This is a genomic window from Methylobacterium planeticum (assembly GCF_008806345.1).
Classification (GTDB): Bacteria; Pseudomonadota; Alphaproteobacteria; order Rhizobiales; family Beijerinckiaceae; genus Methylobacterium; species Methylobacterium planeticum.
On record NZ_VZZJ01000018.1, the window covers coordinates 73,304 to 94,805 of the forward strand.

General features: G+C 66.5%; 19 protein-coding genes. 8 read left to right on the forward strand and 11 right to left on the reverse strand.

What is annotated here, in order from left to right; genetic code table 11:
* Positions 1 to 63 precede the first annotated feature (63 nt).
* Together F6X51_RS19025 and F6X51_RS19030 are read right to left on the reverse strand one after the other, a co-directional pair.
* A complete protein-coding gene (locus tag F6X51_RS19025) occupies positions 64 to 1,752 on the reverse strand; it encodes a methyl-accepting chemotaxis protein (protein WP_150965248.1) in 1,689 nt (562 codons plus the stop codon).
* Between the two features lie 324 nt (positions 1,753 to 2,076).
* The gene (locus F6X51_RS19030) at positions 2,077 to 2,370 is read right to left on the reverse strand and encodes a hypothetical protein (RefSeq protein WP_150965249.1); all 294 of its coding nucleotides are present in this window, start codon (positions 2,368 to 2,370) and stop codon (positions 2,077 to 2,079) included.
* 233 nt (positions 2,371 to 2,603) lie between these two features.
* On the opposite strand from F6X51_RS19030, the gene F6X51_RS28695 reads away from it, so the two are divergent.
* The 4 genes from F6X51_RS28695 (at position 2,604) to F6X51_RS19050 (ending at position 6,329) form a co-directional block, all read left to right on the forward strand.
* Positions 2,604 to 3,176, forward strand: coding sequence for a hypothetical protein (locus F6X51_RS28695; RefSeq protein ID WP_246696893.1), 573 nt, complete (start codon positions 2,604 to 2,606; stop codon positions 3,174 to 3,176).
* Between the two features lie 84 nt (positions 3,177 to 3,260).
* Entirely contained in the window at positions 3,261 to 3,464 is a 204-nt protein-coding gene (locus F6X51_RS19040) for a hypothetical protein (protein WP_150965250.1), read from the forward strand.
* A gap of 74 nt (positions 3,465 to 3,538) precedes the next feature.
* Positions 3,539 to 4,000 carry a tellurite resistance TerB family protein gene (locus F6X51_RS19045; RefSeq protein WP_150965251.1) on the forward strand — a complete coding sequence of 154 codons (462 nt, stop codon included), beginning with the start codon at positions 3,539 to 3,541 and terminating at the stop codon, positions 3,998 to 4,000.
* Positions 4,001 to 4,733: 733 nt separating this feature from the next.
* A complete protein-coding gene (locus F6X51_RS19050; protein ID WP_210250320.1) occupies positions 4,734 to 6,329 on the forward strand; it encodes an acetolactate synthase large subunit in 1,596 nt (531 codons plus the stop codon).
* Positions 6,330 to 6,437: 108 nt separating this feature from the next.
* Here the strand turns inward: F6X51_RS19050 and F6X51_RS19055 are convergent, their stop codons facing one another.
* From F6X51_RS19055 to F6X51_RS19070, 4 genes are all read right to left on the reverse strand, one after another.
* On the reverse strand, positions 6,438 to 7,835 hold the full coding sequence (locus tag F6X51_RS19055) for an adenylate/guanylate cyclase domain-containing protein (protein WP_150965280.1): 1,398 nt from the start codon (positions 7,833 to 7,835) through the stop codon (positions 6,438 to 6,440).
* Positions 7,836 to 8,173: 338 nt separating this feature from the next.
* The gene (locus F6X51_RS19060) at positions 8,174 to 9,205 is read right to left on the reverse strand and encodes a CobW family GTP-binding protein (RefSeq protein ID WP_150965252.1); all 1,032 of its coding nucleotides are present in this window, start codon (positions 9,203 to 9,205) and stop codon (positions 8,174 to 8,176) included.
* A complete protein-coding gene (locus F6X51_RS28380; RefSeq protein ID WP_150965253.1) occupies positions 9,202 to 9,396 on the reverse strand; it encodes a hypothetical protein in 195 nt (64 codons plus the stop codon). Before F6X51_RS28380 ends, F6X51_RS19060 begins: the two co-directional genes overlap by 4 nt.
* Before the next feature lie 118 nt (positions 9,397 to 9,514).
* Positions 9,515 to 10,300, reverse strand: a complete 786-nt coding sequence (locus F6X51_RS19070; protein WP_191970175.1) for a GntR family transcriptional regulator — start codon at positions 10,298 to 10,300, stop codon at positions 9,515 to 9,517.
* Between F6X51_RS19070 and F6X51_RS19075 the strand changes: the two genes are divergently transcribed.
* Entirely contained in the window at positions 10,275 to 11,807 is a 1,533-nt protein-coding gene (locus tag F6X51_RS19075) for a dihydroorotase (protein ID WP_246696894.1), read from the forward strand. The genes F6X51_RS19070 and F6X51_RS19075 overlap by 26 nt on opposite strands.
* Positions 11,808 to 11,832: 25 nt before the next feature.
* Positions 11,833 to 13,236, forward strand: coding sequence for an MFS transporter (locus F6X51_RS19080; RefSeq protein WP_150965256.1), 1,404 nt, complete (start codon positions 11,833 to 11,835; stop codon positions 13,234 to 13,236).
* A 59-nt stretch (positions 13,237 to 13,295) separates the two neighbouring features.
* Here the strand turns inward: F6X51_RS19080 and F6X51_RS29070 are convergent, their stop codons facing one another.
* The 5 genes from F6X51_RS29070 to F6X51_RS19105 all read right to left on the reverse strand — a co-directional run bounded on the left by F6X51_RS29070 (position 13,296) and on the right by F6X51_RS19105 (position 18,669).
* A complete protein-coding gene (locus tag F6X51_RS29070) occupies positions 13,296 to 13,433 on the reverse strand; it encodes a YciI family protein (RefSeq protein ID WP_407658643.1) in 138 nt (45 codons plus the stop codon).
* Between the two features lie 156 nt (positions 13,434 to 13,589).
* Entirely contained in the window at positions 13,590 to 14,945 is a 1,356-nt protein-coding gene (locus tag F6X51_RS19090) for an NAD(P)H-dependent oxidoreductase (protein ID WP_150965258.1), read from the reverse strand.
* Positions 14,946 to 14,967: 22 nt separating this feature from the next.
* Positions 14,968 to 16,479: an aldehyde dehydrogenase family protein gene (locus tag F6X51_RS19095; RefSeq protein ID WP_210250321.1), complete on the reverse strand. Its 1,512-nt coding sequence runs from the start codon at positions 16,477 to 16,479 to the stop codon at positions 14,968 to 14,970.
* A 25-nt stretch (positions 16,480 to 16,504) separates the two neighbouring features.
* Entirely contained in the window at positions 16,505 to 17,461 is a 957-nt protein-coding gene (mmsB, locus tag F6X51_RS19100; RefSeq protein WP_407658641.1) for a 3-hydroxyisobutyrate dehydrogenase, read from the reverse strand.
* The gene (locus F6X51_RS19105) at positions 17,458 to 18,669 is read right to left on the reverse strand and encodes an ABC transporter substrate-binding protein (protein ID WP_150965260.1); all 1,212 of its coding nucleotides are present in this window, start codon (positions 18,667 to 18,669) and stop codon (positions 17,458 to 17,460) included. Before F6X51_RS19105 ends, mmsB begins: the two co-directional genes overlap by 4 nt.
* A 155-nt stretch (positions 18,670 to 18,824) precedes the next feature.
* Between F6X51_RS19105 and F6X51_RS19110 the strand changes: the two genes are divergently transcribed.
* Together F6X51_RS19110 and F6X51_RS19115 are read left to right on the forward strand one after the other, a co-directional pair.
* Positions 18,825 to 19,733, forward strand: a complete 909-nt coding sequence (locus tag F6X51_RS19110; protein ID WP_150965261.1) for a LysR family transcriptional regulator — start codon at positions 18,825 to 18,827, stop codon at positions 19,731 to 19,733.
* 490 nt (positions 19,734 to 20,223) lie between these two features.
* Positions 20,224 to 21,348 (forward strand): TAXI family TRAP transporter solute-binding subunit, encoded by a 1,125-nt coding sequence (locus F6X51_RS19115; protein WP_150965262.1) that lies wholly within the window; start codon positions 20,224 to 20,226, stop codon positions 21,346 to 21,348.
* The last annotated feature ends 154 nt before the right edge of the window (positions 21,349 to 21,502 follow it).

Genomic DNA, 21,502 nt, shown 5'->3' on the forward strand with positions numbered 1-21,502 from the left:
TATCCCGACCGGCAATCGACAGGACCGCCGTTTCGAACGGCGGTCCTCCCACCATTGACCGAGTCAGGCGGCCCGGACAGTCGCGAGGAAACGGCCGACCTCGGCGCTGAGCTGCTCGGATTGGCGCGACAATTCAGAGGCTGCGCCGAGCACTTGGCTCGCCGCGGCGCCCGTCTCCTCGGCCGCGCCGGCCACGCCCGCGATGTTGCTCGTGACCTCGCCGGTGCCGGCCGCGGCTTGAGCCACGTTCCTCACGATCTCCTGCGTGGCCGCCCCCTGTTCCTCGACGGCTGCGGCGATCGTGGTGGCGACCCCGCTGATTTCCTGGATGCGCGCCGTGATGGAGCCGATGGCCGAGACGGTCTGGTTGGTCGAGCCCTGGATCTGGTTGATATGGCCCCCGATCTCCTCCGTCGCCCGGGCCGTCTGGCTGGCGAGTTCCTTGACCTCGGCCGCCACCACCGCGAAGCCCCGGCCCGCCTCGCCGGCCCGCGCCGCCTCGATCGTCGCGTTCAGCGCCAGGAGGTTGGTCTGTCCGGCGATGGCCGTGATCATCGTGACGACATCGCCGATCCGGGCGACCGCCGCGCTCAACTCCCGCACACGGTCGGCCGTCTGCTCCGCCTCGCTGACGGCAGCCTGGGCAAGCGTCGCCGAACCGCTGACCTGCCGGCCGATCTCCTGCACGGAGGCGCCGAGTTCTTCCGCGGCCGCCGCCACCGTGTTGACGTTCGATGCGGCCTCTTCGGCAGCCGCCGCCACGGTCGTCGATTGGCTCGCCGTCTGGGTTGCGGTGGCAGTCATGGTCTGCGCGGTCGCCTGCAACTCGGTCGCGGACGCGGACACCATGCCGACGATCCCGCCGACCGCCCGCTCCAGCTCCGCCGCGAGCTCGCGCATCGCGGCCTTGCGCTGCGCCTCGGCACCGGCACGGGCGAGCGCCGTCTCCTCCTCCAGCGCGCGCATGCGGACGAGGCCGTCCTTGAAGATCTGAACGGCGTCCGCGATCGTCCCGATCTCGGTCCTCTTCCCCTGATGCGGAATGGTGACGGAGAGGTCGCCCCCGGCCAGGGCCTGCATCGGTCGCACCACGGCGTCGATGCCCTGGGTGATGCCGCGGATGATGAGGGCGGCGGACAGGATCGAGAGCACGAGTCCGGCAAGGACCGCCGCGATGCCCAACGTCTGGGTGGCCTCGAACAGCGCCCTGCTCCTGGCCTCGGCCTGGCCGGCGCTGTCGTTGTTCATGGCGACCAGCTTGTCGAGCGCGACGGAGGCTGCGCGACGCGGAACGATGCCCTTGCTCTCATAGAGATCGTAGGCCTGCGCCTTCTGACCATCACGCGACAATTGCAGGATTGCCCGTCGCACCTCTTCGAAATTGCGCGCTTCCGTCGTGAATGTCTCGTAGAGGGCTCGCTCCGCGGACGAGCTGATCATGCGCTCGTAGGTCGCCTTCTTCTCGTCGAGCTTCTTGCTGAAGCGCTCCATGTCCTTCTCGATGCCGGCCACCAGGGCGGGGTCGCTCGCCTGGGTGTGACGCAGGACGAGGGCACTGGAACGCGCCGTGAGGGTGTCGATCTCCCCCAGCGTCCGAATGCTCGGCAGCCAATTCGTCTCGATTTCGAGGGCCTGCTCGCGCATGCGTTGCGTGCTGCCTAGACCCAACAGGCCCAGTCCGACGATGAACAGCGTCAGCAGCGAGAAGGCAGCGATCAGCTTGGTGCGAATCGACAGAGCGTGAAGAAACACGGTGAACTCCAGGCGCAGTCTGGTCGAGAAAATGCCACTAAGCGCCGGGAATAGGTGTCGCCGAGAATCGTTAACTGAACCCATTCAATGCGTCGGAATCGGCATTACCCTCGCGACCTGGGCGGTTACGCTCAGCGACGGACAAGGCCACCCGCGAGGAGCTGGCGCGGAGGCTCGGCAAGCCGGTGAAAGGCCAGGACCATCGGTGCTCGCCCACCGATGCGGATGTACCCCCGCATCTCAAGGTCGCGCATCGACCCTGCCCGTTGATCCCAATCCCTGATCCGGGCGAGGCTCCGAGGCGCGCTTGGGTCCCCGCAGGTTCTACTTCCGAAGGCGGGCCCACCATTCCCGCCACCAGTAGGACACCCAGCCGCCCGTGCGCAGCTCGTCGTCGAACCAGGTGACGAACAAGCGGGCCAGCACCTCGAGGGCCGCGCACAGGGCCAGGAACTCGGCCGGCGCGACGGCGAAGTCGATCGCGAGATCCCGCCGCATCCAGCCGAGATGTCCGGCCAGGAGCAGAACCGGGCTGATGAAGATCAGCCATACGAGGCAGCCCGCGGCCACCACGGCGGCGGGGATTGCGACGATGATCACGAAGGCACGCCAGATCACGCGACCTCCTCCGTCCGACGATCCGAGGCGCCCGCTCTCGGCCCCAGACTACACGGGTCCTCCTGCCCTGCCCACCGCGGGCGGGAGGCCGGTCGGCGTGCGCCGGCCGTACGGGCTCGGATCCGCGCGCCCGCCTGGATCGAGGTTCAGGATGAGAACCTGCGCGAGGCGGAGCTTCCATTCTGACACTCCGCGGATCTCCGCCGCGGCCGTACAGGACCAAGGTGAGGCGCGTGCTCGCTGAGATCGCTTCTCGCGCCCGAATCAGCCACGGCCCTGATCCGTCGTGCGGGCACGCCCCCACGGGATCGGTCGACGGAGTCGCAATCCGGCACGGTAACGCGTCGTTAACCATGATGCGGCTTGATTCCGCATCCCCCGAAGCGACAGGGCTTGCCGTGGCATCGACACCCCTCCGGCCGACCGCCGCCGCCCTTGCGCGCTACCCCATCCCTGTTGGGTTGATCGCGCCGCTCTACCGTGCGGACGCGGGCGAGTTCGAGGCGCTGATGGCTCCCCTGTCGGACTACGCTCGTGCCCGAATCGCGGCCTACTGCATCGAGAGGGAGCGGCTGCATGCCCTGGCCCTCAGGATCGCCGGCACCTGCACGGAAGCCGCCTTGGTGAAAGCCGCGGGTGCGGAAGTCGGGGCTGCCCTGTTCGTGCAGTCGCGCGTGGAGCCGGCGACCCAGCCGGCCTCGCGGCCGACGCAGATTCCGGAGATGGCGGTTGCCGCCATGCAAGTCATTGAATTTTCTGCCGCATCCTGGGATCCCGAGGCCGGCGCCTGCTCGAACGCGGCCTGACCTCGGACAGATAGATCACTGTCAAGTCTGTTTCGTATGGTTAAGCTTTGGTAGGCTCCTCACCGTGGAGATGGAGGAGCCGAGATGCCGACAGCCCTAGCCACCCAGATCAATCTGCAGCGTGAGATCGCCTCCCGGATGCAGGCTCGCCGAAGCGAGCGCCTCGGTTCCCGGTCCGGCGCCAGGGGCCGGAGGATCGAGGATCTGGCGCGCTACGGCGGCGGCCTGACCGGCCGCGAACTGGTCGAGATGGCTCAGGCGGCGCGTCTCGGACAATCGGACGACTGAGGCCGCGGACGGGACGTGGCACGTTTCGGACGGCCACGAGTTCCTCCCTGGCTTTGTCTCCCCAGAAGGCCGTCATGGGCATCCTGCAGAACGTCTTCAGCCGCTTCAGCCAGACGATCAAGGCCTACACGGGGGACGCGCCGCTGATGCAGGCGGCTGTCTCCGCGGCCTCGAACGTCATCGTCGCCGATGGCGAGGTCGCCGGTGAGGAGTTCGAGACGGCGCTCCTCGGCATGCGGGCCCACCCGATCTTGGAGAAGGGCTACGACACCCTCATGCTGGAGCAGGAGCTCTACGAGGGAATCGCGCGTGCGCGGACGCGGGCCGGCCGGGTCGAGAATCTGCGCCGGGTCGCGGCCATCGCCGACCGATCGGAGGAGCAGCGCCAGAACGTGTTCCTGATCGCCGCGGATGTTGCCGACCACGAGGGCATCAGCGCGATCGAGGGCAAGGCCCTGACGGAGATCGCCGCCGCCCTGTCGGTCGACAAGGCCGCCCTCCTTGCGACGGCCCAGGCGCTGCCGTCAGCGTCGTGACCTCTCAGGATTCGCGGCGGGGCGAGCTTTCAGCACCACCCGGACCTCTGTTGAACGTTCGATCCGACCGAGGCTCCGCCGCGACGGGAGCGGACCGCCATCCCGGAGCCCGGGCGTGATGCCAATCGCGTCTCCAGGATTGCCGTGTCAGATTTCCTCTGGCGTATCGGAGACCCGTCGCAGGCTTACGCGAGAGCCGCGCTCGCCAGGAGGCCGAAGGTCAACGCCGTGGCAACAGCGGCGGCAGCGGCGGATACAAGACGAAGGGGCATGTCGACACCCGTGGGGTTGGCCCTGGCTCCGGCCTGATGCAGGTCGCGATGAGGGCTGATCCTTAGATGGTGACACGCTGGTTCGCCCAGCGTGCGGGCGCACACCCTCCTTCAGGTCGTCTGCGGCGATCCCGGCCCACCGACGCCCGTGCTGAGTTCCGCTGTCCGTCGGGTGTCCCTCGACGCGGCGCTACGGTCCTCCGGAGACGCGGGACTGAAGATCCCCACGCGCCTGGATCGCCACCGACCGCACCATGTCGGCCGACCGAGCGCCAATGTGCCGAGGCGCTTTCCCTCGGCGGAGACCGGTCGCCGAAAAGAATCCGTCACGATGCGATCGTCTTCGCGCTCATCGCGTTGACACCGTTCCGGCCTTCGATCCGTCGTCGCCCGAAGGACCGGCGCCGGCCCCAGTCGGGCGTGAGCGCGTCGGAGACCGGGACTGCCGGAGCATCAAAACCATGGCAACAGCCGACGCAACCCCCAGGGTGGACGACCGCGGATCCTCACCCATCAATGGGGCCGAGAGCGTGGTCCGGACCCTCGTCGACAGCGGTGTCGACGTCTGCTTCGGCAATCCGGGGACGTCGGAGATGCATTTCGTCAGCGCCCTCGACCGGGTCGGCGGCCTGCGGGCCGTGCTCGGCCTGTTCGAGGGCGTCGTCACCGGTGCGGCCGACGGCTACGCGCGCATGGCCGGCAAGCCGGCGGCGACGCTCCTGCATCTCGGTCCGGGGCTCGGCAACGGGCTCGCCAACCTCCACAACGCGCGCAAGGCGGGAACGCCAATCGTCAACATCATCGGGGACCATGCGACCACCCACCAGCGCTTCGACGCGCCGCTGACCTCGAACGTCGCGGCCTTCGCGCACACGGTCTCGCACTGGGTCGCCTCCACCCGCAGCGCCAGAACGGCCGCCGCCGATACCGCCCGGGCCGTGCAGGCCGCCCGCATGCCGCCGGGGCAGGTGGCGAGCCTGATCCTGCCCGCCGACGCCGCCTGGTCGCCCGCCGAACGATCCGCGCCGCCGCTTCCGCGCGTCGGGGCCGTCACGGTCCCGGATACGGCGATCGGGCACGCGCTCGCCGCCCTGCGCTCGGGTGAGTCGGCAGCCCTCCTTCTCCGGGGCGACGTCCTGCGCGGCGACAGCCTGATCACGGCGGGGCGGATCGCCGCGTCCACCGGCGCCCGGCTGCTCTGCGACACCTTCGCGCCGCGGATCGAACGAGGTGCCGGCCGTCCGAGCATCGAGCGCATGCCCTACCGCGCGGAGCAGGCGCTGGCCTTCCTGAGCGGGACGCGCCACCTCATCCTGGTCGGCGCGCAGGCCCCCGTCGCCTTCTTCGCCTACCCGGATCAGCCGAGCGAGCTGACGCCGACCGGTTGCGAGCCGCTGGTGCTGTCCCATCCGCACGAGGACGGTCCGGCAGCCCTCTGGGCACTGGCCGACGCGCTGCGCGTCTCCACGGCCGCAGCGCGCAATGCCCACCGGCCGCCGGACCTGCCCCTTGACGGCCCCCTCGACACCGAGGCCGTGATGCGGGTCGTCGGTCACCTCCTGCCCGAGTACGCCATCATCAGCGACGAGAGCATCTCGGCGGGCTTCGCCCATTATCCGCTGCTGGAGACCGCAGCCCCGCACGATTACCTCCAGCTGACCGGCGGATCGATCGGGGACGGCATGCCGGTAGCGACCGGGGCCGCCATCGCCTGCCCGGATCGCAAGGTGGTCACGCTGCAGGGCGACGGCAGCGCGATGTACACGCTGCAGGCCCTATGGACGCAGGCGCGCGAGCGGCTCGACGTCACGACCGTCATCTACGCCAACCGCTCGTACCGGGTGCTGCTCGAGGAACTGGCCGGGGTGAAGGCCGGAGACGCGGGCGCGACGGCACGCACCATGCTCGACCTGCACGATCCCTGCTTGGACTGGGTGAAGCTCGCCGAGGGCATGGGTGTCGAAGCCGTCCGGGTCGACACCAGGCAGGCCTTTACGAGCGCCTTCCGGACGGCCATGGCTCGCCGAGGCCCCATGCTGATCGAGGCGCTGGTTTGAGGGCTCCGTTTTTCGGGGTGCTCGGGCTGCGCTATAGCGCTGTAGGGATGGTCTGAGGGGAGTCGCGGACCACGCAGGCCACCCGATTCATGTGCGGCCGAGGCCGCATCAGGCGATCTCGTAGATGGTCACTCCTCCGCCGATCCCCCGCAGACTGCGCTGCTCGGAACGCACCCGGCGTGCCGACAGCAGGCAAGAAGACCCCACGTGCCGTACCACCGATTCGGTGGCAAACACCGCCTGGGCGCCAGCGAGCTCCTGTACCCGTGCGGCGATATTGACCGTCTGCCCAAAGTAGTCCTGCCGATCGTTGGAGCTGACCGCCAAGCACGGACCTTCGTGAATGCCGATTTTGAGAATCAACTCGTTCACGCCGCGCTCGGCATTGAACCGGTTCATCGCCTCGTGCATGGCGAGCGCCGCGGCGAGCGCGCGATCCGGCGTTGGGAAGGTGGCCATTACCGCGTCACCGATCGTCTTGACCACGGCGCCGGACTGGCCGGCGACGATCTCGTTCAGGATCCGGAAATGCGCCCGCACGAGGTCATAGGCCACGAGGTCGCCCACGCGTTCGTAGAGCGCCGTCGAACCTTTGAGGTCCGTGAACAGGAAAGTCAGGCTCACGATCTTCAGGCGTTGGTCGATCTCCAGCGTGTCGGTGCGGTAGAGATCGCGGAAAGTCTGGCTGCTCAGGAGCCGCTTGGCGCTGAGAAATGGCCGACGGCCGCCGATCAGCGCTTGCAGCGCCTCACCCGCCGAGAAGACACCGGGTAGGACGCGCGCGGCGGTACGGTTGTCGAGGGTGAGCCGCACCGGCCCAGGCCGAAGCGCGCCACCGGTCGCACAGCCGCGGCTGTCGCTGAAGACGAGCGTCAGGTCCTGGCGCTCGTCCGTACGCTCGCCAACGAGTTCGATGGTGTGTGTGGCGTGGGTGACCGGATCGAGCACGATCGCCGGCTCGGACAGCCGCAGCGCCAGGATGATGCGCTCGCCCGCCTCTAGTTCCGCCGACTCGACGAGAGCACGGTCGGCCAATTCCGAGAAAGCGTCGGGGAAGTTGACGGCCGAGCCGAAGAACACCTGACGGTGATAGTCCCAGAATGTCAGCCCATCGGGATCGTGAGCGCCGATGCGCCGCACCCGCGAGCTGACGCGGAAACTCACCTCCACCGTGTCGTCCAGGGTCGGCTCGGTGTCCAGCGTGCAGAAGGCGCAGTGATAGGCATCCTGACGCACGCCCTTGAGCGTGGCGTTGGCATCGAGGATGCCGCCGCAGCTTGGGCAGATGACGTTCCAGGTCATTTCGAACAATCCCAGGCGCGCAGCGTGCAGCAATGCGCTGATCACCGCCGCCTCGGCGAGCCTGTGCTCGGCTGCGAAGGCGAGTGGATTGACAGCGGCGAGCTCGGCGTCGCTCCCGTCACGAATCAAGCGCACAACGGCGGCCGCCGCCTCTGGCTCCGCCGAGCGAATAAGGCTGTCGAGAAGTGCGTCCGTGTCCTGCATGGTGAAAGCCTGGAATGTATCGCGGAGGCGCGCCTCCGATCCGATGCGCAAGAGGAGCGTGGCGATCCTTCACGTTGCCGACAAGCGGGCTGCTACCGCATCAAGATCGGGGTTAAGCCGCGTTCAGGGCTGAGTTCGGGACGCTCGCGCCTCCTTCAGCGCCTTAGCGTACAGGAGAACGAGCTCCATGCGGAACGCCCGGTTTCAATCAAGCCTCGGATGTCGGGTGCGGCGGCATTCTCGGTCGATGGCGTAGAGCCGGCTGCGGCGCCGCTGCAATTCCGTCCTCGGGTTTCGAGGCCGCGAAGGCTTCCGCCGTTATCGGCGCACCCGCTGGCTCAGGCCTTCGCCCTCTCCCGAGCGACCACAGCGGCTGTCCCGATGATGCGTGCGCCGGGGTGCCGGACCCGATCCAGAAAACGGTCAAGACTTTCCTCGATCTCGCGCCGCCCGATGCCATTCGTGATGAACACGAGGTAGCCCGGTTGCCCGTCGTCATCCTCTGGCCTGAGATGACGCGGCGGGTGGACGACGTGTTGGACGCCGTGGATGACGAGCGGCGCCGGCGACGTCGTCGTCCGCAAGAGACCTTTGACCCGAACGATGCGTGAACCGTGCGCGTGCAGCAGGGCCGACAGCCAGAGCGTGAAGGCGGGCCAATCGAGCGCCCCATCCCGGTGCATCACGAACGAGGTCCAATTGGCTGCGTGCGTCGTGTCCTCGGCTCGGAAACCGGAGCCGTGAAGCGGCGTGACGCCGTCTTCGGCGGCAAACACCTGCTCCAGATCGAAATCGGGTGCGTGCGCGTCAAGGATGCGTGCGTCCGGCGTGACCGAGCGCACGGCGCTGACGAGATCGCCCCACTCAGCCGCGCGGCCCATGTCCATCTTGGTCACGACGACCGTATCGGCGACGGCGAGCTGGCGGAGGGCCTCGCCATGCGCCGCGATGCTCGCCAGCCCGTTCACGGCATCCAGAACGCAGATCACGCGCCCGAGCCTGACATGTGCCCGCATCCAGGGATCCCGGCCGAGCGCCGAGACGACGGGCGACGGGTCCGCGAGACCCGTCGTCTCGATCACCGCCCTTGCCAGCGGGTTCCCGCCCTCGCGCTGCGCGCGGCGCACGAGGTCGTGGATGGCCTCACCGATATCCTGCCGACGCGCGCAGCAGATACAGCCGCCTTCGACCAGTTCGAGGTGTTCCTTGGCATGAACCAGCAGGCGGTGGTCGAGGCCGACCTCGCCGAACTCGTTCACGACGACGCCGGTCGTGCCCGTGGAAGGCTTGCGCAGCAATTGCTGAAGCAAGGTGGTCTTTCCGCTCCCGAGAAAGCCCGTGATGATGAAGAGCGGCAGACGTTCGGTCATTGCACCGCGCCTCCAACGCCTTGTCCCAGGAGGGGATCGATCCGTTCTCCAGTGAGGGCCTCGACCGCCGACCAGAGATCGGACAGGGTCGGGGCGAGACGTGACCTGCCGTGCCGGTCGAATACGGCGAGGATCTCGCCGTCCCAGTCCTCGCAGGAGGCTCCGAGTGGCTCGATCAAATCGTTGATCATGGCGATACGTCGGCGGCGTTCCTCGCGGTAGTGGCGGATGTCGCCAAACGGGAAGCGCTCGTTCCGGACACGGCCGAAGTCACTCCAATGTTCTCCGGCGCCGAAGATCGCGCAGACTTCACACATGGCTTCCCCCTTTTGCTGGAATTTGCAGGTCGATCGAAAATGCCGGCGTCGTCGATCGAGTTAGGAAGTCGCCGAAACGCTGCCGGGCCGTGTCGACATGGGTCGCCGCACTTGCCTCGGCGCGGTCCTGATCCTCCCGCCGGAGGGCATCTGCCATCTCGGCGTGGTCGGCGACGATCCGATCGAGGTGGTCCCGGTAGGCGATCGTCGATGCGAAGGCCTCCCTGAACATGGCCAACCTGTCGATGCGCAGGCCTTCCGTCAGGATCTGACGGTAGCAGCCCGCAAAGATGGAGTTGCGGGAGGCCGCCCCGATCGCGTTGTGGAACCGCCAGTTCGCCTCCGTCATCGCCACGCCGTCGCGCGCCGCCGCCGCATCCTCGAAGACGGCTCTTTCCTTGTCGATCAGTTCCATCTCCTCCTCGGTCCGCCGGGCCGCCGCCCAGCGCGTGACCAGACGCTGCATCACGTCCAATCCCTCGATGTGCTCGCGGAGTTCGGTCAGCCCGACCGGGGCGACGCGGGCGCCGCGGTTCGGGGAGAGTTCCACAAGCCGCTCGCCGGCGAGCCGCGCCAGCGCCTCCCGCACGGGCGTCCGTGACAGGCCGAGCCTCGCGAACACCTCCTCGTCGAGCGGCGAGCCGGGCGCGAGGTTTCGGATGATCTGCTCGCGCAGCACGTCGTAGGCGTGGCTGGCGGCCCCCCCCTTCGCAGCCCGCTGCACCGCGCGCTTCCCACTCGTCTTCGAGGTTGTGGTTCTCGGCATCTGCACGTCCATCTTGATTTCATACACGATGTATGAAAACTTGCATATACGGTTCATGAAACGACCGCTGGTGGGGCGACCGGCAATGGGGGTCGTTATGACGCAAACCTATGACCTCGTGGTGGAAAGCGGGACCGTGACCACCGCGTCCGCGTCGTGGAAGGCGGACATCGCGGTTCTCGACGGGAAGATCGCGGCGATCGGCGGTCCCTTCCCGGCCGCCCACCGCCGCATCGATGCGCGCGGAATGCACGTGGTGCCGGGCTTCTGGCACGTCCACTGCCACTTCCGGGAGCCGGGCCACACCTACAAGGAGGATTTCGGCACTGGCACGCGTGCCGCGGCGGCGGGGGGCGTGACCTTCTGCATCGACATGACCAACAACGACCCTCATCCGACGACGCTCGAGACGTTCGAGATGAAGAAGGCGCTCGTCGCCCCGAAGGCACACGTCGATTACGCACTCTATGGTGGCGGCCTCTATCCACGGACGGTCGAGGCGTTGGCCAAGGCCGGTGCGATCGGCATCAAGGTGTTCAACACGCGCCACATCAAGGAGGTGTATCCCTACATCTCCGAGCTCGGCGTGCTCGATCACGGGATCCTCTACGAACTCTACGAAGCCACGCGTGATGTCGGCCTCGGCGCTGCGGTCCACCATGACGATCCGGAATGGGTGAAACGGCTGACCTTCCGCGACTACATCGACAAGGGTCGAACCGACTTCGCCGCCTACCTCGACAGCCGCCGCAATGGGTACATGTACGGCCACGGCATGGTCGCCGGCCTCGCGGCATCGCTCTACTACGCGCGTATCTGCGGCGTGCGCCTGCATGTGCTCCATTGCGGGCTGATGCCGGTCGGCGCCTTCGAGATGATCCGGCACGCCAAGTTCGACCTCGGGCAAGCCGTGACCGCCGAGCTGGATTTCGCCTCCATGCTCAACACGCCCGAGCAGGAGGCCAAGGTGGGCCCGCGCACCTGCTTCACCCACGTCGATCCCGAAGCGAGCTGGGCCGCCATCCGTGACGGCATCGCCGACGTGCTGGTGCTGGAGCACGCCCCCCACACGGCAGAGGAGGTCGATCCCGGCTGGCAGGACATGTTCTCGGTCCCGCTCGGTGGGACCGGCGTTCAGGAGTTCGTCCCGATGCTCCTGAACGCCGTCAACCAAGGCCGCCTGACCCTGAACGATGCCGTTCGCCTCTGTAGCGAGACGCCCGCCAAGATCTTCGGCCTTCATCCGCGCAAAGGCTCGCTCGAGGTGGGTGCCGACGCGGACCTGACGATCGTCGATCTCGATCGCGAGGTCGTCTTCAAGCACTCCGACATGCTCTCGAAGACGGGCTACACGGTTTGGGAGGGCATGAAGGCCAAGGGCGCACCCGTCTGCACGATCGTCCGCGGCGCGACCGTGATGCGCGAGGGCAAGGTCGTCGGGGAGCCTGGCTATGGGCGTTTCACGCCCGGCATCGCCGCCACTCCGCCCTCGTCGACCACGCCTGCCGTCTCCGCCTGACCCGTAGCCGTAAGGATCCGAGGCCATGAACGCCGCGCTTCTCAACCTCACGCAGCGCCTCGACCGACTGCCAGGCTCGCGCATCCACACCAAGATGCTGGTGATCGCGGCGCTGTCGCTCTTCTTCGATACGCTCGACACCGTCGTGACGGGCTTCGTGCTCGCGGATCTGCGCGGCCGTTGGGACTTCGGGCCGCGCGAGATCGGCATCGTCTCGGCGATCGGGCTGTTCGGCTATCTCATCGGGTCGGCCGCGGCCGGCTTTGCGGCCGATCACCTCGGCCGCAAGAAGACAATCCTCTATACCCTCCTGCTGTACTCGGCCTTCTCGGCGTCGCGCGGGTTCTCAGACAACCTGATCGTCTTCGCGATCCTGAACTTCTTCACGTGGGTGTTCGTCGGCGCCGAGAGTTCGACTGTCCCCGCGTACCTGATCGAGCTCTGGCCGTCCCGCATCCGTGGCAAGCTCAATGGCTGGATGATGGGGTTCTTCGCCCTCGGCCTTGCCGCGTCGCCGATCTGGGCCCTGTACCTCATTCCCACGCTCGGCTGGCAGTGGGCGCTCTTTCTGACAGCCCCCTTCGCAGCGCTGGGCGGTTTGATGCGCTCAGCCCTGCCGGAATCTCCGCGGTGGCTGGTCGCCCAGGGCCGGACCGATGAGGCCGACCGTGTCGTCACCGGCATCGAACGCGCCATCGAGCGGGAGAGGAACATCACGCTGCCGCCGGTCGCTCTCCAGGAGCCGGCGCCTGGCCCGCGCACCATCGAGAAGCAGTCGGCCTGGACGCTGGTGAGCCGCCCCTACCTCCGGGTGACGATCATGCTCTGGATCGCATGGTTTGCGCAGTATGGCGTGCTTTATACCTTCATGACCGTGCTGCCGACGATCCTTGCGCTGGAAGGCTATCCAGTCGTCAAGTCGTTCCAGTTCTCAGTGTTCATCTTTTCGGCGTTCGTTCCAGCCTACGTTTTCGGCGGATACGTAGTTGAATGGTTGGATCGCAAATACGCCGCAGCGGTCTCCTACGTGTCGATCGCGTTGTTTGGAACTCTGTTCGGTTTCGCCACCGATACGACGATGATGATCGTGTTCGGCGGCCTGACAGCGTTCTCGCTCGGGATCGGCGCCACATTCATCTACACCTATACACCGGAACTCTATCCAACTGAGATCCGTGCGACGGGGATGGGCATCTGCTCAGCCTGGGGCCGGGTTGGTGCGATCCTACTCTTGCTCGCCTTCGGCGTCTTTGCGGTGCTGCAAGGCAAGCTCGTGCTGTTCCTCGTCAGCGACGTCATGCTCCTGTGCGCCTTTACGGCGGTGCTGGTCTTCGGCCCCTCGACCAAGGGAAAGTCGCTTGAGGCCAGTTCGATCGCGCCCACTCAAGAAGTGACACAGAGCGCTGTCGCACCCGTCAGGATAGTCTAGATGTTCGGCCCCGCATTCACCGATAATCGATGGACCCTGAACGAATAGAGGCCGATCGTTTAACCCGCGCCGTTGACGGCAAATGGGTCGCCAGACGCGAACGATCGGGCGGCCGCGGCATCGTCGACTTCTACCACGAGGAGACGTCCGATCGGGCGCGTTTCAGCATCATCCAGGAGCGGTCCCGCAATCAGCATCTTCCACGGGGCTGATGCGAGATACGTACGATGCTCGTCGTTGTAGGTCCGCCGGATCGATGGATCGGCCACGTCGAGGCGATGGATGGCGAGGAGATTTCTCTAAACCCCACTGTCTCTGGGACGGGCCGCACGCATCCTGGCATGACCATTCCCTCAGGTCGCCCGCGTTCCGAATGCGGCCTCCATCTCCCGCCGAAGGCGCACGACGGGATCGGTCGGGTCGAACGTGATGTCTGTCCAACGAACTCCCGTTCCCATCGCAACGTCACGCGTCAACGTCACACGCTGCGCCAGACCCAACGGCAGGTAGCCTTCCCGCAGTGACACGTCGGCCGGGGTTTGCCGCCCCCAGACGCAGTAGCCGCCCTCACCATCGAGTATTTCGCCAGCCCTCAGGTCGCGCTTGGCAGTGGCGACGACATCGGCGCTGAAGCCGATCGGCGCGCCAGTCGGCTGCCTCAGAAGGGCGGCCCATGCCGCCGAGATGCCGAGTTCGAGGCCGCTGAAGTGGATCGGCCGGTAGAGGGCCGCGTAGCGGCCCGTCGAATCGGGAAGCATATGGTACTCGCGGAAGCATTCCCGAGTGTAGGAGCTGTCCTCCGCCGCCTCGACCACGACGAAGGTGCCGTGGGCGAGGTTGTGGGGTACGGGTGATCCATCGCGGGAGAGCGAGGACACACATTCCGTCACGCCGGCCTTCTCCAGATTGCCGCCCTGATCCTTCGGGCGCAACACGTCGGCGAGTTCGAAGCGGGTCGCGGGCGGAAACTCCAAGCCATGCGATTGAGCGTGAAGCCCCGTCGCGTTGGCGACGGCGGTCATTTCGATTGCCGATTTGGTTCCGTCGACGAAGCTATTGAACATCTTCGGGTTGATCGAAGAATGATCCGCGATCTCGATCAGTCCCGGCAAGTTGTCGAACACCGTGTCGGGCGTCGATTGATGGAAGCGCGGCAGGTAGCGCGTCCCCTTACCGGCAGCCACAATTCGAAAGCCGCAGGCGCGTGCCCAATCCACATGTTCGCAGACGATCGCCGGCTGGTCGCCGTAGGCAAGCGAGTACACGACGCCCGCCTGCCGGGCGCGACGGGCGAGCAGGGGACCCGCCACCACGTCAGCCTCGACATTGACCATCACGATGTGCTTGCCGGCCGCGATCGACGCGAGGGCGAGGTGGATACCGATGCGCGGATCACCGGTCGCCTCGATGACGACCTCGATGCCCTCCGCCCGGATCAGCTCGTTGGCGTCGTCCGTGAGGTAGGTCCCGCCCGTGCGGATCGCGTCCTCGCAGGAGCGCGCCGCGTACCGCTCCGCGGGCCAGTTGCACGCAGCCAGCTGGCTCGCGGCCCGCGCGACGTTGAGGTCGGCGACCGCGACGATCTGCATGCCGGGCGTCGTGCGCGCCTGCGCCAGAAACATCGTCCCGTACTTGCCCGCCCCGATCAGGCCGACGGTCACCGGCCTGCCGGCGGCCTGCCGAGCCAGCAACAATGGGTAGAGGTTCATCGAAAGCGTCCCCTCATGGCATTCACCGAGCGCCCGGAGGCGGAGGCAGGGCGAGGTTGACGTTCACGCTCTTCGTTTCGGTGAAACTGTCGAGCATGCCCTCGAGCGACATCTCGCGGCCGATCCCGCTCTCCTTGATGCCCCCGTAGGACTGGCCGAGCGCCTGGCCGCCGCCCTGATTGACTTGGACCCATCCGGCCTCGACGGCATGCGCGGCCCGCAACGCCCGCCCGATGTCGCGCGACCAAATATAGGCGGCCAGCCCATAATGGCTGTCGTTGGCCATGCGGATCGCTTCCTCCTCGTCCGTCCAGGGGATCGCAACAAGCACAGGGCCAAAGATCTCCTCCCGGGCGAGGCGCCACGCGTTGGAGGTGTCCGCAAAGATCGTCGGCACTGCGAAGTAACCACGGGTGAGTGGGCCCTCCTGAGGCGGCATCCCGCCGGTCACGAGCCGCGACTCGGCACGGCTCAGCCCCTCAGAGACGTAGCCGCAAATCTTCGTGAATTGGCGCTCGTTGATGACGGAGCCGATATCCGTCGCCTCGTCGAGCGGATCGCCGATCTTCAGAGCCGAGACCCGAGCGACGAGGCGGTCGAGGAACGAATCGAAGATGTCGGCGTGGAGGAACAGACGCGATCCCGCCGTGCAGGACTGACTCTGGCGCGTGAAGCGCATCGACGCCACGATCCCGTCCAGGACCCAATCCTCGTCGGCGTCGGGATAGACGATCGACGGGCTCTTTCCACCCAGTTCGAGCGACACCGGCGCGACCCGCTCTGCCGCGGCACGCATGATGGACTTGCCCACGGCGGTCGACCCGGTGAAGCTGACCTTCCTCACCAGCGGGTGGGCGGCGAGGGGCTCGCCGCATTCTTTGCCGTAGCCGGTGACGACGTTGACGACCCCAGGCGGCAAATGGTCCTGGCAGATCCCGGCGATCATCAACACCGCGAGCGGCGCGTCCTCGGCAGCCTTCAGAACGATCGTGTTCCCGGCGCAGACGGCCGGCGCGATCTTGAGCGCAGCGAGCTGCGCCGGGGCGTTCCAGGGCACGATCGCGCCCACCACGCCGATCGGCTCACGACGCGAGTAGCTCAGCTGGCCCTCGCCGAGGGGAATCGTCACCCCCTTCAATTCGCCCGCGAGCCCGCCGAAATACCGAAAGGCATCGGCGACCATCCGCGCCTCGCCCCGTGCCTGAGTCCGTAGGGCATTGCCGGTCTCGCTGGCGATCAGGCGCGCCAGCTCCTCCTGCCGCGCTTCGAGCGCCTCGCCGATGGCGAGGAGAAGCCGGCCGCGATCGCGCGCCGCCACGCGGGACCAGGCCTGGAACGCGGCCGCGGCCGCGTCGACCGCGAGGTCGACATCCGCCGCGTCGCCCCTGGGGACTTCACCGATCGGTTCGCGCCGCCCGGGATTCTCGACGACGATGGTCTGGCCGGACAGAGCGGGGCGCCACGCGCCGCCGATCAGCATCCGCTTCAGCGGGAGGTCGGGCGCGGAGGCGGCGGCAGCCTGCGGTGACGACATGGTGGCTCCTTCGTTTTGTGATGGTTCACGGGACTGCGGCGGCCGTTTCCTCGCCCTCGATCATGCGGATGACGCCGGAGTAATCGAGATCCCCGGCGCCGGCGCCGCAGAAAAGGCTGTAGATCGACGCCGCCAGGGTGCCGAGCGGCAGGCTCGAGCCCGTGTCCATCGCGGCCCCCTCTGCGAGGCGCAGGTCCTTGAGCATCAAGTCGGCCGCGAACCCATTCCGATACCCGCGGCTTGACGGGACGTTTGGCAGGAGGCCCGGGACTGGCGGGTAGCTCACGAGAGCGTGGCAACTTCCCGTTGCGGTCGACACAATGTCTCGCATGGTCGCAGGATCAAGCCCCAGACGCTTGGCGAGAGTGTAGGCCTCCGAGACCGCGATCATCGAGATGCCCGCCAGCAGGTTGTTGCAGATCTTGGCAGCCTGCCCGTTACCCGCGGCGCCCGCATGAAAGATGTTGCGCCCCATCGCCTCCAGGATCGGCCGGGCGCGGTCGAGATCGGATGGCGCGCCGCCCACCATAAAGGTGAGCGTGCCGGCCTCGGCTCCCATGACGCCGCCGGAGACCGGGGCGTCCAGAACCGCGATTCCTTTCTGCCGGCCGGCCTCGTGCAATGCCCGCGCCTCCGCGACGGCGATCGTGGAGCAATCGATAACCGTGCAGCCTGCCGGAACACCTTCGAGGGTACCGGCCGGCCCGGTGTGGATGTCCAGCACGTGGCGGCCCGTGGGAACCATCGAGACCACGAACTCGGCATCCGCGACGGCCTCCGCAGGGGTCGCGTGCACCTCGGCCCCTGTCCCCCGCGCCGCCTCCTGCGCCGCCGGGCTGACATCGCAGGCGCGCACCGCGTGCCCGGCCTGCACGAGGTGGCGAACCATGGGCAGCCCCATGCGGCCGAGGCCGATGAATCCGATCCGGGTCATGCTGATCGTCTCCTCTTGGTCCGGCCGGTTCTTGGTCCGGCCGGTCACTGCGACTTCGCCACGAGCGGACAGCCGCCCTCGGCCAGCGGCCGGAAGGCGATCTCGGCCGGCGTCGTCGCCTTGTATTCGTAGTAATCCCACGGGTAGCGCGACTCGGACGGCTTCTTGACGACGAAGAGGTGCATCGGGTGCATCTTGCGGCCGTCCGCCCGGATGGTGCCCTTGCCGAACAGCGGATCGTCGGTGGGCATCGCCTTCATCGCCGCGACGACCTTGGCGCCGTCGCCCGCATCCCCGACCCCCTCCACGGCTTTGAGGTAATGGAGAACGGACGCGTAGACTCCGGCCTGAACCATGGAGGGCTTCGCGCCCGACCGCTGCGCCGCGAAGCGCGCCGAGAAGGCGCGCGTCCCGTCGTTCATGTCCCAGTAGAAGGGCGAGACGAGCGAGAGGCCCTGAGCCAGCGGCAGCCCAATCGCGTGGACGTCGGTGACGTAGATGAGCAACCCCGCCAGCCGCTGCTTCGAGCCGGTGATCCCGAACTCGGCTGCCTGCTTGATGCTGTTGACCGTGTCGCCGCCAGAATTGGCGAGACCGATGACCTCCGCCCCCGACGCCTGCGCCTGGAGAAGATAGGACGAGAAGTCGGAGGTGTTGTTCGGCGCCCTGACGCGGCCGAGCACCGTACCACCGCTCGCCTCCACCATCTTCTCGGTGTCGCGCTCCAGGGCGTGGCCGAACGCGAAATCGGCGGTGAGGAAGAACCATGTCTTGCCGCCCGTCTCGACCACGGCCTTGCCGATGCCGTTGGCGAAGGCCCAGGTGTCGTGCGTCCAGTGCACCGTGTTCGGCGTGCAGGCCTTGCCGGTCAGGTCGGAGACAGCCGGGCCGGAGGCGAGCATGACCTTGTTCTTGTTCCGCACGATCTGGCTCACCGCGAGGGCGGCGGCGGAGTTGGTGACGTCCGCCACCGCGTCGACACCTTGCGTGTCGAACCATTGCCGGGTGATCGCGGAGGCGACATCTGCCTTGTTGCCGTGATCGGCGACGAGGATCTCGACGGTCCAGCCCTTGGCCCGCAGCCCGGAATCCTCGACCGCCAGCTTGGCGGCGACGAGCGAGCCGGGACCTCCCATGTCGGCGTAGATCGATGACTGGTCGTTGATGACGCCGATCTTGACGCTCTTCTCGGCTGCGGCTGCGGAGCAGACGCCGAGTAAGAACGCGGCGGCCACACGGTAGAAGGCCCGCGCCATCGCATCATCCTCCCTGGTTCGCGGTCTGGAGCCGCGCGTTCACTTCCCTGTTGCGGCCCATATTCTAAGGACCGTGCGGGATGGGGCGAAAAAAGCGCACACGCGATGGCCCGTCTATGTCAATTTCTGCACAACGCGTGCTTTCGGATTGACAGATGGCGGCACCTCACAAGTGGGACGACTTGCAGGCTTTTCTGGCAGTGGCCCGGGCGGGCCGGCTGACGGAGGCAGCCCGCGCCATGGGTGTCGAGCATACGACACTCAGCCGGCGGATCACGCGGCTGGAGACAGCGCTGGGGGCCAAACTCTTCGATCGGCGGCCGACGGGGTACAACTTGTCGGTGGAGGGAGAGCTTCTCCTGCCGCGAGCCGAGGAGATTGAGCGTGCGACGCTCGGCATCTGGCTTGACCGGGTTGACCCTGCTGTCGGTCTTACGGGTTCTGTCCGCATCGGCACACCGGAAGCCTTCGGGACCTTCTGCCTCGCAGAGAGGCTCGGTGAATTCTCGACCCTCCACCCGGGCCTTTCGATCGAACTCGTGGCGACTCCGAGGGCCTTCAGCCTGTCCAAGCGGGAAGCCGATCTGGCGATCGGCCTCGCACGTCCAGCCACGGGGCGCCTCCGCGCGCGCAAGCTCGGCGAATACGAACTCGGCCTCTACGGCTCCCCGACCTATATCGCCCGTCAAGGTGGGCCGAAGGACCATGGCGACCTGCATCGCCACCGCTTCATCGGCTACATCGACGATCTCGTCTTCTCGCCGGAACTCGATTATTTTGCGACCGCGCTGCCAGGATTGCAGCCGATCATCCGGATTTCGAACGTGATCACCCAGATGGTGGCGGCGAGGAATGGCGCCGGCCTCTGTATCTTGCCGTGCTTCATGGCGGACAAGTATGCGGATCTCGTCCGCCTCCTGCCTCAGAGCTTCAGGATCACCCGTACGTACTGGTTGCTCACGCATGCCGATATGTCGCATTTGAAGCGCATCAAGGTCGCCTCGGATTTCATCGCCTCGGTGGTGCGAGCTGCTCGTCCGGCATTTCTGCCCTCAAGTACTTGAAGTGCGGGCAAGACGCCCGAGATGGGCCGACGTCGACATCGTCGTTCGGCCGGTGTTGATCCTTTCTGGAAGTTCACCGCTGCCGCCTGCAAAGTCCGCAAGGTCGGACGCGGACACCTTCTCGGGCGGCCACAACGTCAGCATGTCGTCGCCCTGAAGCACGCTCGCTGCCAGTCGTCACAACCCGCCGCAATCGGATGGACACATCTTTGGCTCCCCCAATTCTACGAATTGCGCCGAAGACTGTCTAGAAATGCTCAGACACCAATTGACACCGAGCCGCGGCGCTTAAAGGTTGACGGTACGAATTAATACAATAATCCATAGGCAAGCTTGACCCTGTCTGGCACACGATCTTTGTTCTTATTTCATCTGGCCCTAAAAAAGTCACGTTCTGGACTGCAGGAACAAGCATAAGTTTCTAACTTGTGTTAGCGCTCCCATGATCCGGATGCCTCTCCGCCAAGCATGCTCTGGCCTGCTGTCATCGATGCTCGGCCTGATGGCTTTGGCATGTGCTCTTGGCTCGACGAGCGTCTACGGCCAGGCGGGAATCGTACGCAAAGTCGCCAGAGCGGAGCCCCCTGCAGCCATCACCGAGCGCGCGAATGCAGGTGTGGTGACTGTCATATCGGGTACGGTTTCCGGGACTTTCATCCAGATCGCTAACGATCTCGCCTTCGTCCTCGATGACGGCGACCGCTTGCGCATCCTGCCGATCATCGGCAAGGGCGCTGAGCAGAACCTACGCGACATTCTCGTGCTGAAGGGTGTCGATCTCGGAATCGTGCGCTCCGATGGCTTGGAGGCGGTGCGGAAAGATCCTCGCTTGTCCGAGAAGGCGAAGTCGCTCGCCTATGTGGTGCGCCTCTTCACGGACGAGGCACACCTCATCGCTGGCCCCGAGATCACGGATGTCCACCAGCTCGCGGGCAAGCGCGTCAATTTCGATCTGCAGGGTAGCGGGGCGAACTTCACCGGGCGGCTCATTTTCGAGCGACTTGGCATTGCTGTCGAGGCAACGAATTACGATCAGCCGACATCCTATGAGATGCTTAAGCGTGGCGAGATCGCTGCGACATTCCAGATGTCGGGAAAGCCGATCTCCGCCGTGGCGAAGCTGGATCCCGCCAGTCGCCTGCACCTCGTTGAGATCCCCTTCGATCCAAGCATCTCAGACCTCTATCTGCCTGGACAGTTCACGCGTGAGGACTACCCGAACCTGGTCTCCGGTGCGCCTGTTGGCACGGTTGCGGTGAGTTCGGTGCTGGCGGTCTACAATTGGCCCGAGCGCAGCGACCGGTATCAGCGCGTCGCGCGGTTCGTGGACAGCTTTTTCTCTAAGCTGTCTGAGTTTCAGAAGCCGCCGCGCCATCCGAAATGGACCGAGGTGAATCTTGCCGCCGAGGTGCCGGGCTGGACCCGCTTCAAGGCCGCGCAGGACTGGCTGGCACGGGCGAGTGCGGGTGAGAAGTCAACAGAGAACACCGAGGCGAAGGGTCGGGCCACCTTCGACAGATTCATGGCATCCCGCGGTTCAGATGCTGTCGGGGCAGACAAGCGCGAAGCCCTGTTCCGAGACTTCGTCGAGTGGCAGCGGCGAAACGAGCATTGATAATACGGCGAGGGAAAAACCGAGATGAGCGCCACGCCGAACCGGCGACCCCTGCCTACCTTGAGGCTGGTTGATAGTGAGGCGGCGGCTGAGGCAGCCTCGGACCGAACAATCCTGGAGATGTGCCGCCCGCAAGCTCAGGGCGACGGGGCGG

Excerpts from the sequence above, each read along its gene's own strand:
- F6X51_RS19040 (WP_150965250.1), top strand. The coding sequence starts at position 3,261 with ATGCCGACAGCCCTAGCCACCCAGATCAATCTGCAGCGTGAGATCGCC.
- F6X51_RS19045 (WP_150965251.1), top strand. The coding sequence starts at position 3,539 with ATGGGCATCCTGCAGAACGTCTTCAGCCGCTTCAGCCAGACGATCAAG.
- F6X51_RS19050 (WP_210250320.1), top strand. The coding sequence starts at position 4,734 with ATGGCAACAGCCGACGCAACCCCCAGGGTGGACGACCGCGGATCCTCA.
- F6X51_RS19055 (WP_150965280.1), bottom strand. The coding sequence starts at position 7,835 with ATGCAGGACACGGACGCACTTCTCGACAGCCTTATTCGCTCGGCGGAG.
- F6X51_RS19060 (WP_150965252.1), bottom strand. The coding sequence starts at position 9,205 with ATGACCGAACGTCTGCCGCTCTTCATCATCACGGGCTTTCTCGGGAGC.
- F6X51_RS28380 (WP_150965253.1), bottom strand. The coding sequence starts at position 9,396 with ATGATCAACGATTTGATCGAGCCACTCGGAGCCTCCTGCGAGGACTGG.
- F6X51_RS19070 (WP_191970175.1), bottom strand. The coding sequence starts at position 10,300 with ATGGACGTGCAGATGCCGAGAACCACAACCTCGAAGACGAGTGGGAAG.
- F6X51_RS19080 (WP_150965256.1), top strand. The coding sequence starts at position 11,833 with ATGAACGCCGCGCTTCTCAACCTCACGCAGCGCCTCGACCGACTGCCA.
- F6X51_RS29070 (WP_407658643.1), bottom strand. The coding sequence starts at position 13,433 with ATGCTGATTGCGGGACCGCTCCTGGATGATGCTGAAACGCGCCCGATC.
- F6X51_RS19090 (WP_150965258.1), bottom strand. The coding sequence starts at position 14,945 with ATGAACCTCTACCCATTGTTGCTGGCTCGGCAGGCCGCCGGCAGGCCG.
- F6X51_RS19095 (WP_210250321.1), bottom strand. The coding sequence starts at position 16,479 with ATGTCGTCACCGCAGGCTGCCGCCGCCTCCGCGCCCGACCTCCCGCTG.
- F6X51_RS19105 (WP_150965260.1), bottom strand. The coding sequence starts at position 18,669 with ATGGCGCGGGCCTTCTACCGTGTGGCCGCCGCGTTCTTACTCGGCGTC.
- F6X51_RS19110 (WP_150965261.1), top strand. The coding sequence starts at position 18,825 with ATGGCGGCACCTCACAAGTGGGACGACTTGCAGGCTTTTCTGGCAGTG.
- F6X51_RS19115 (WP_150965262.1), top strand. The coding sequence starts at position 20,224 with ATGCTCGGCCTGATGGCTTTGGCATGTGCTCTTGGCTCGACGAGCGTC.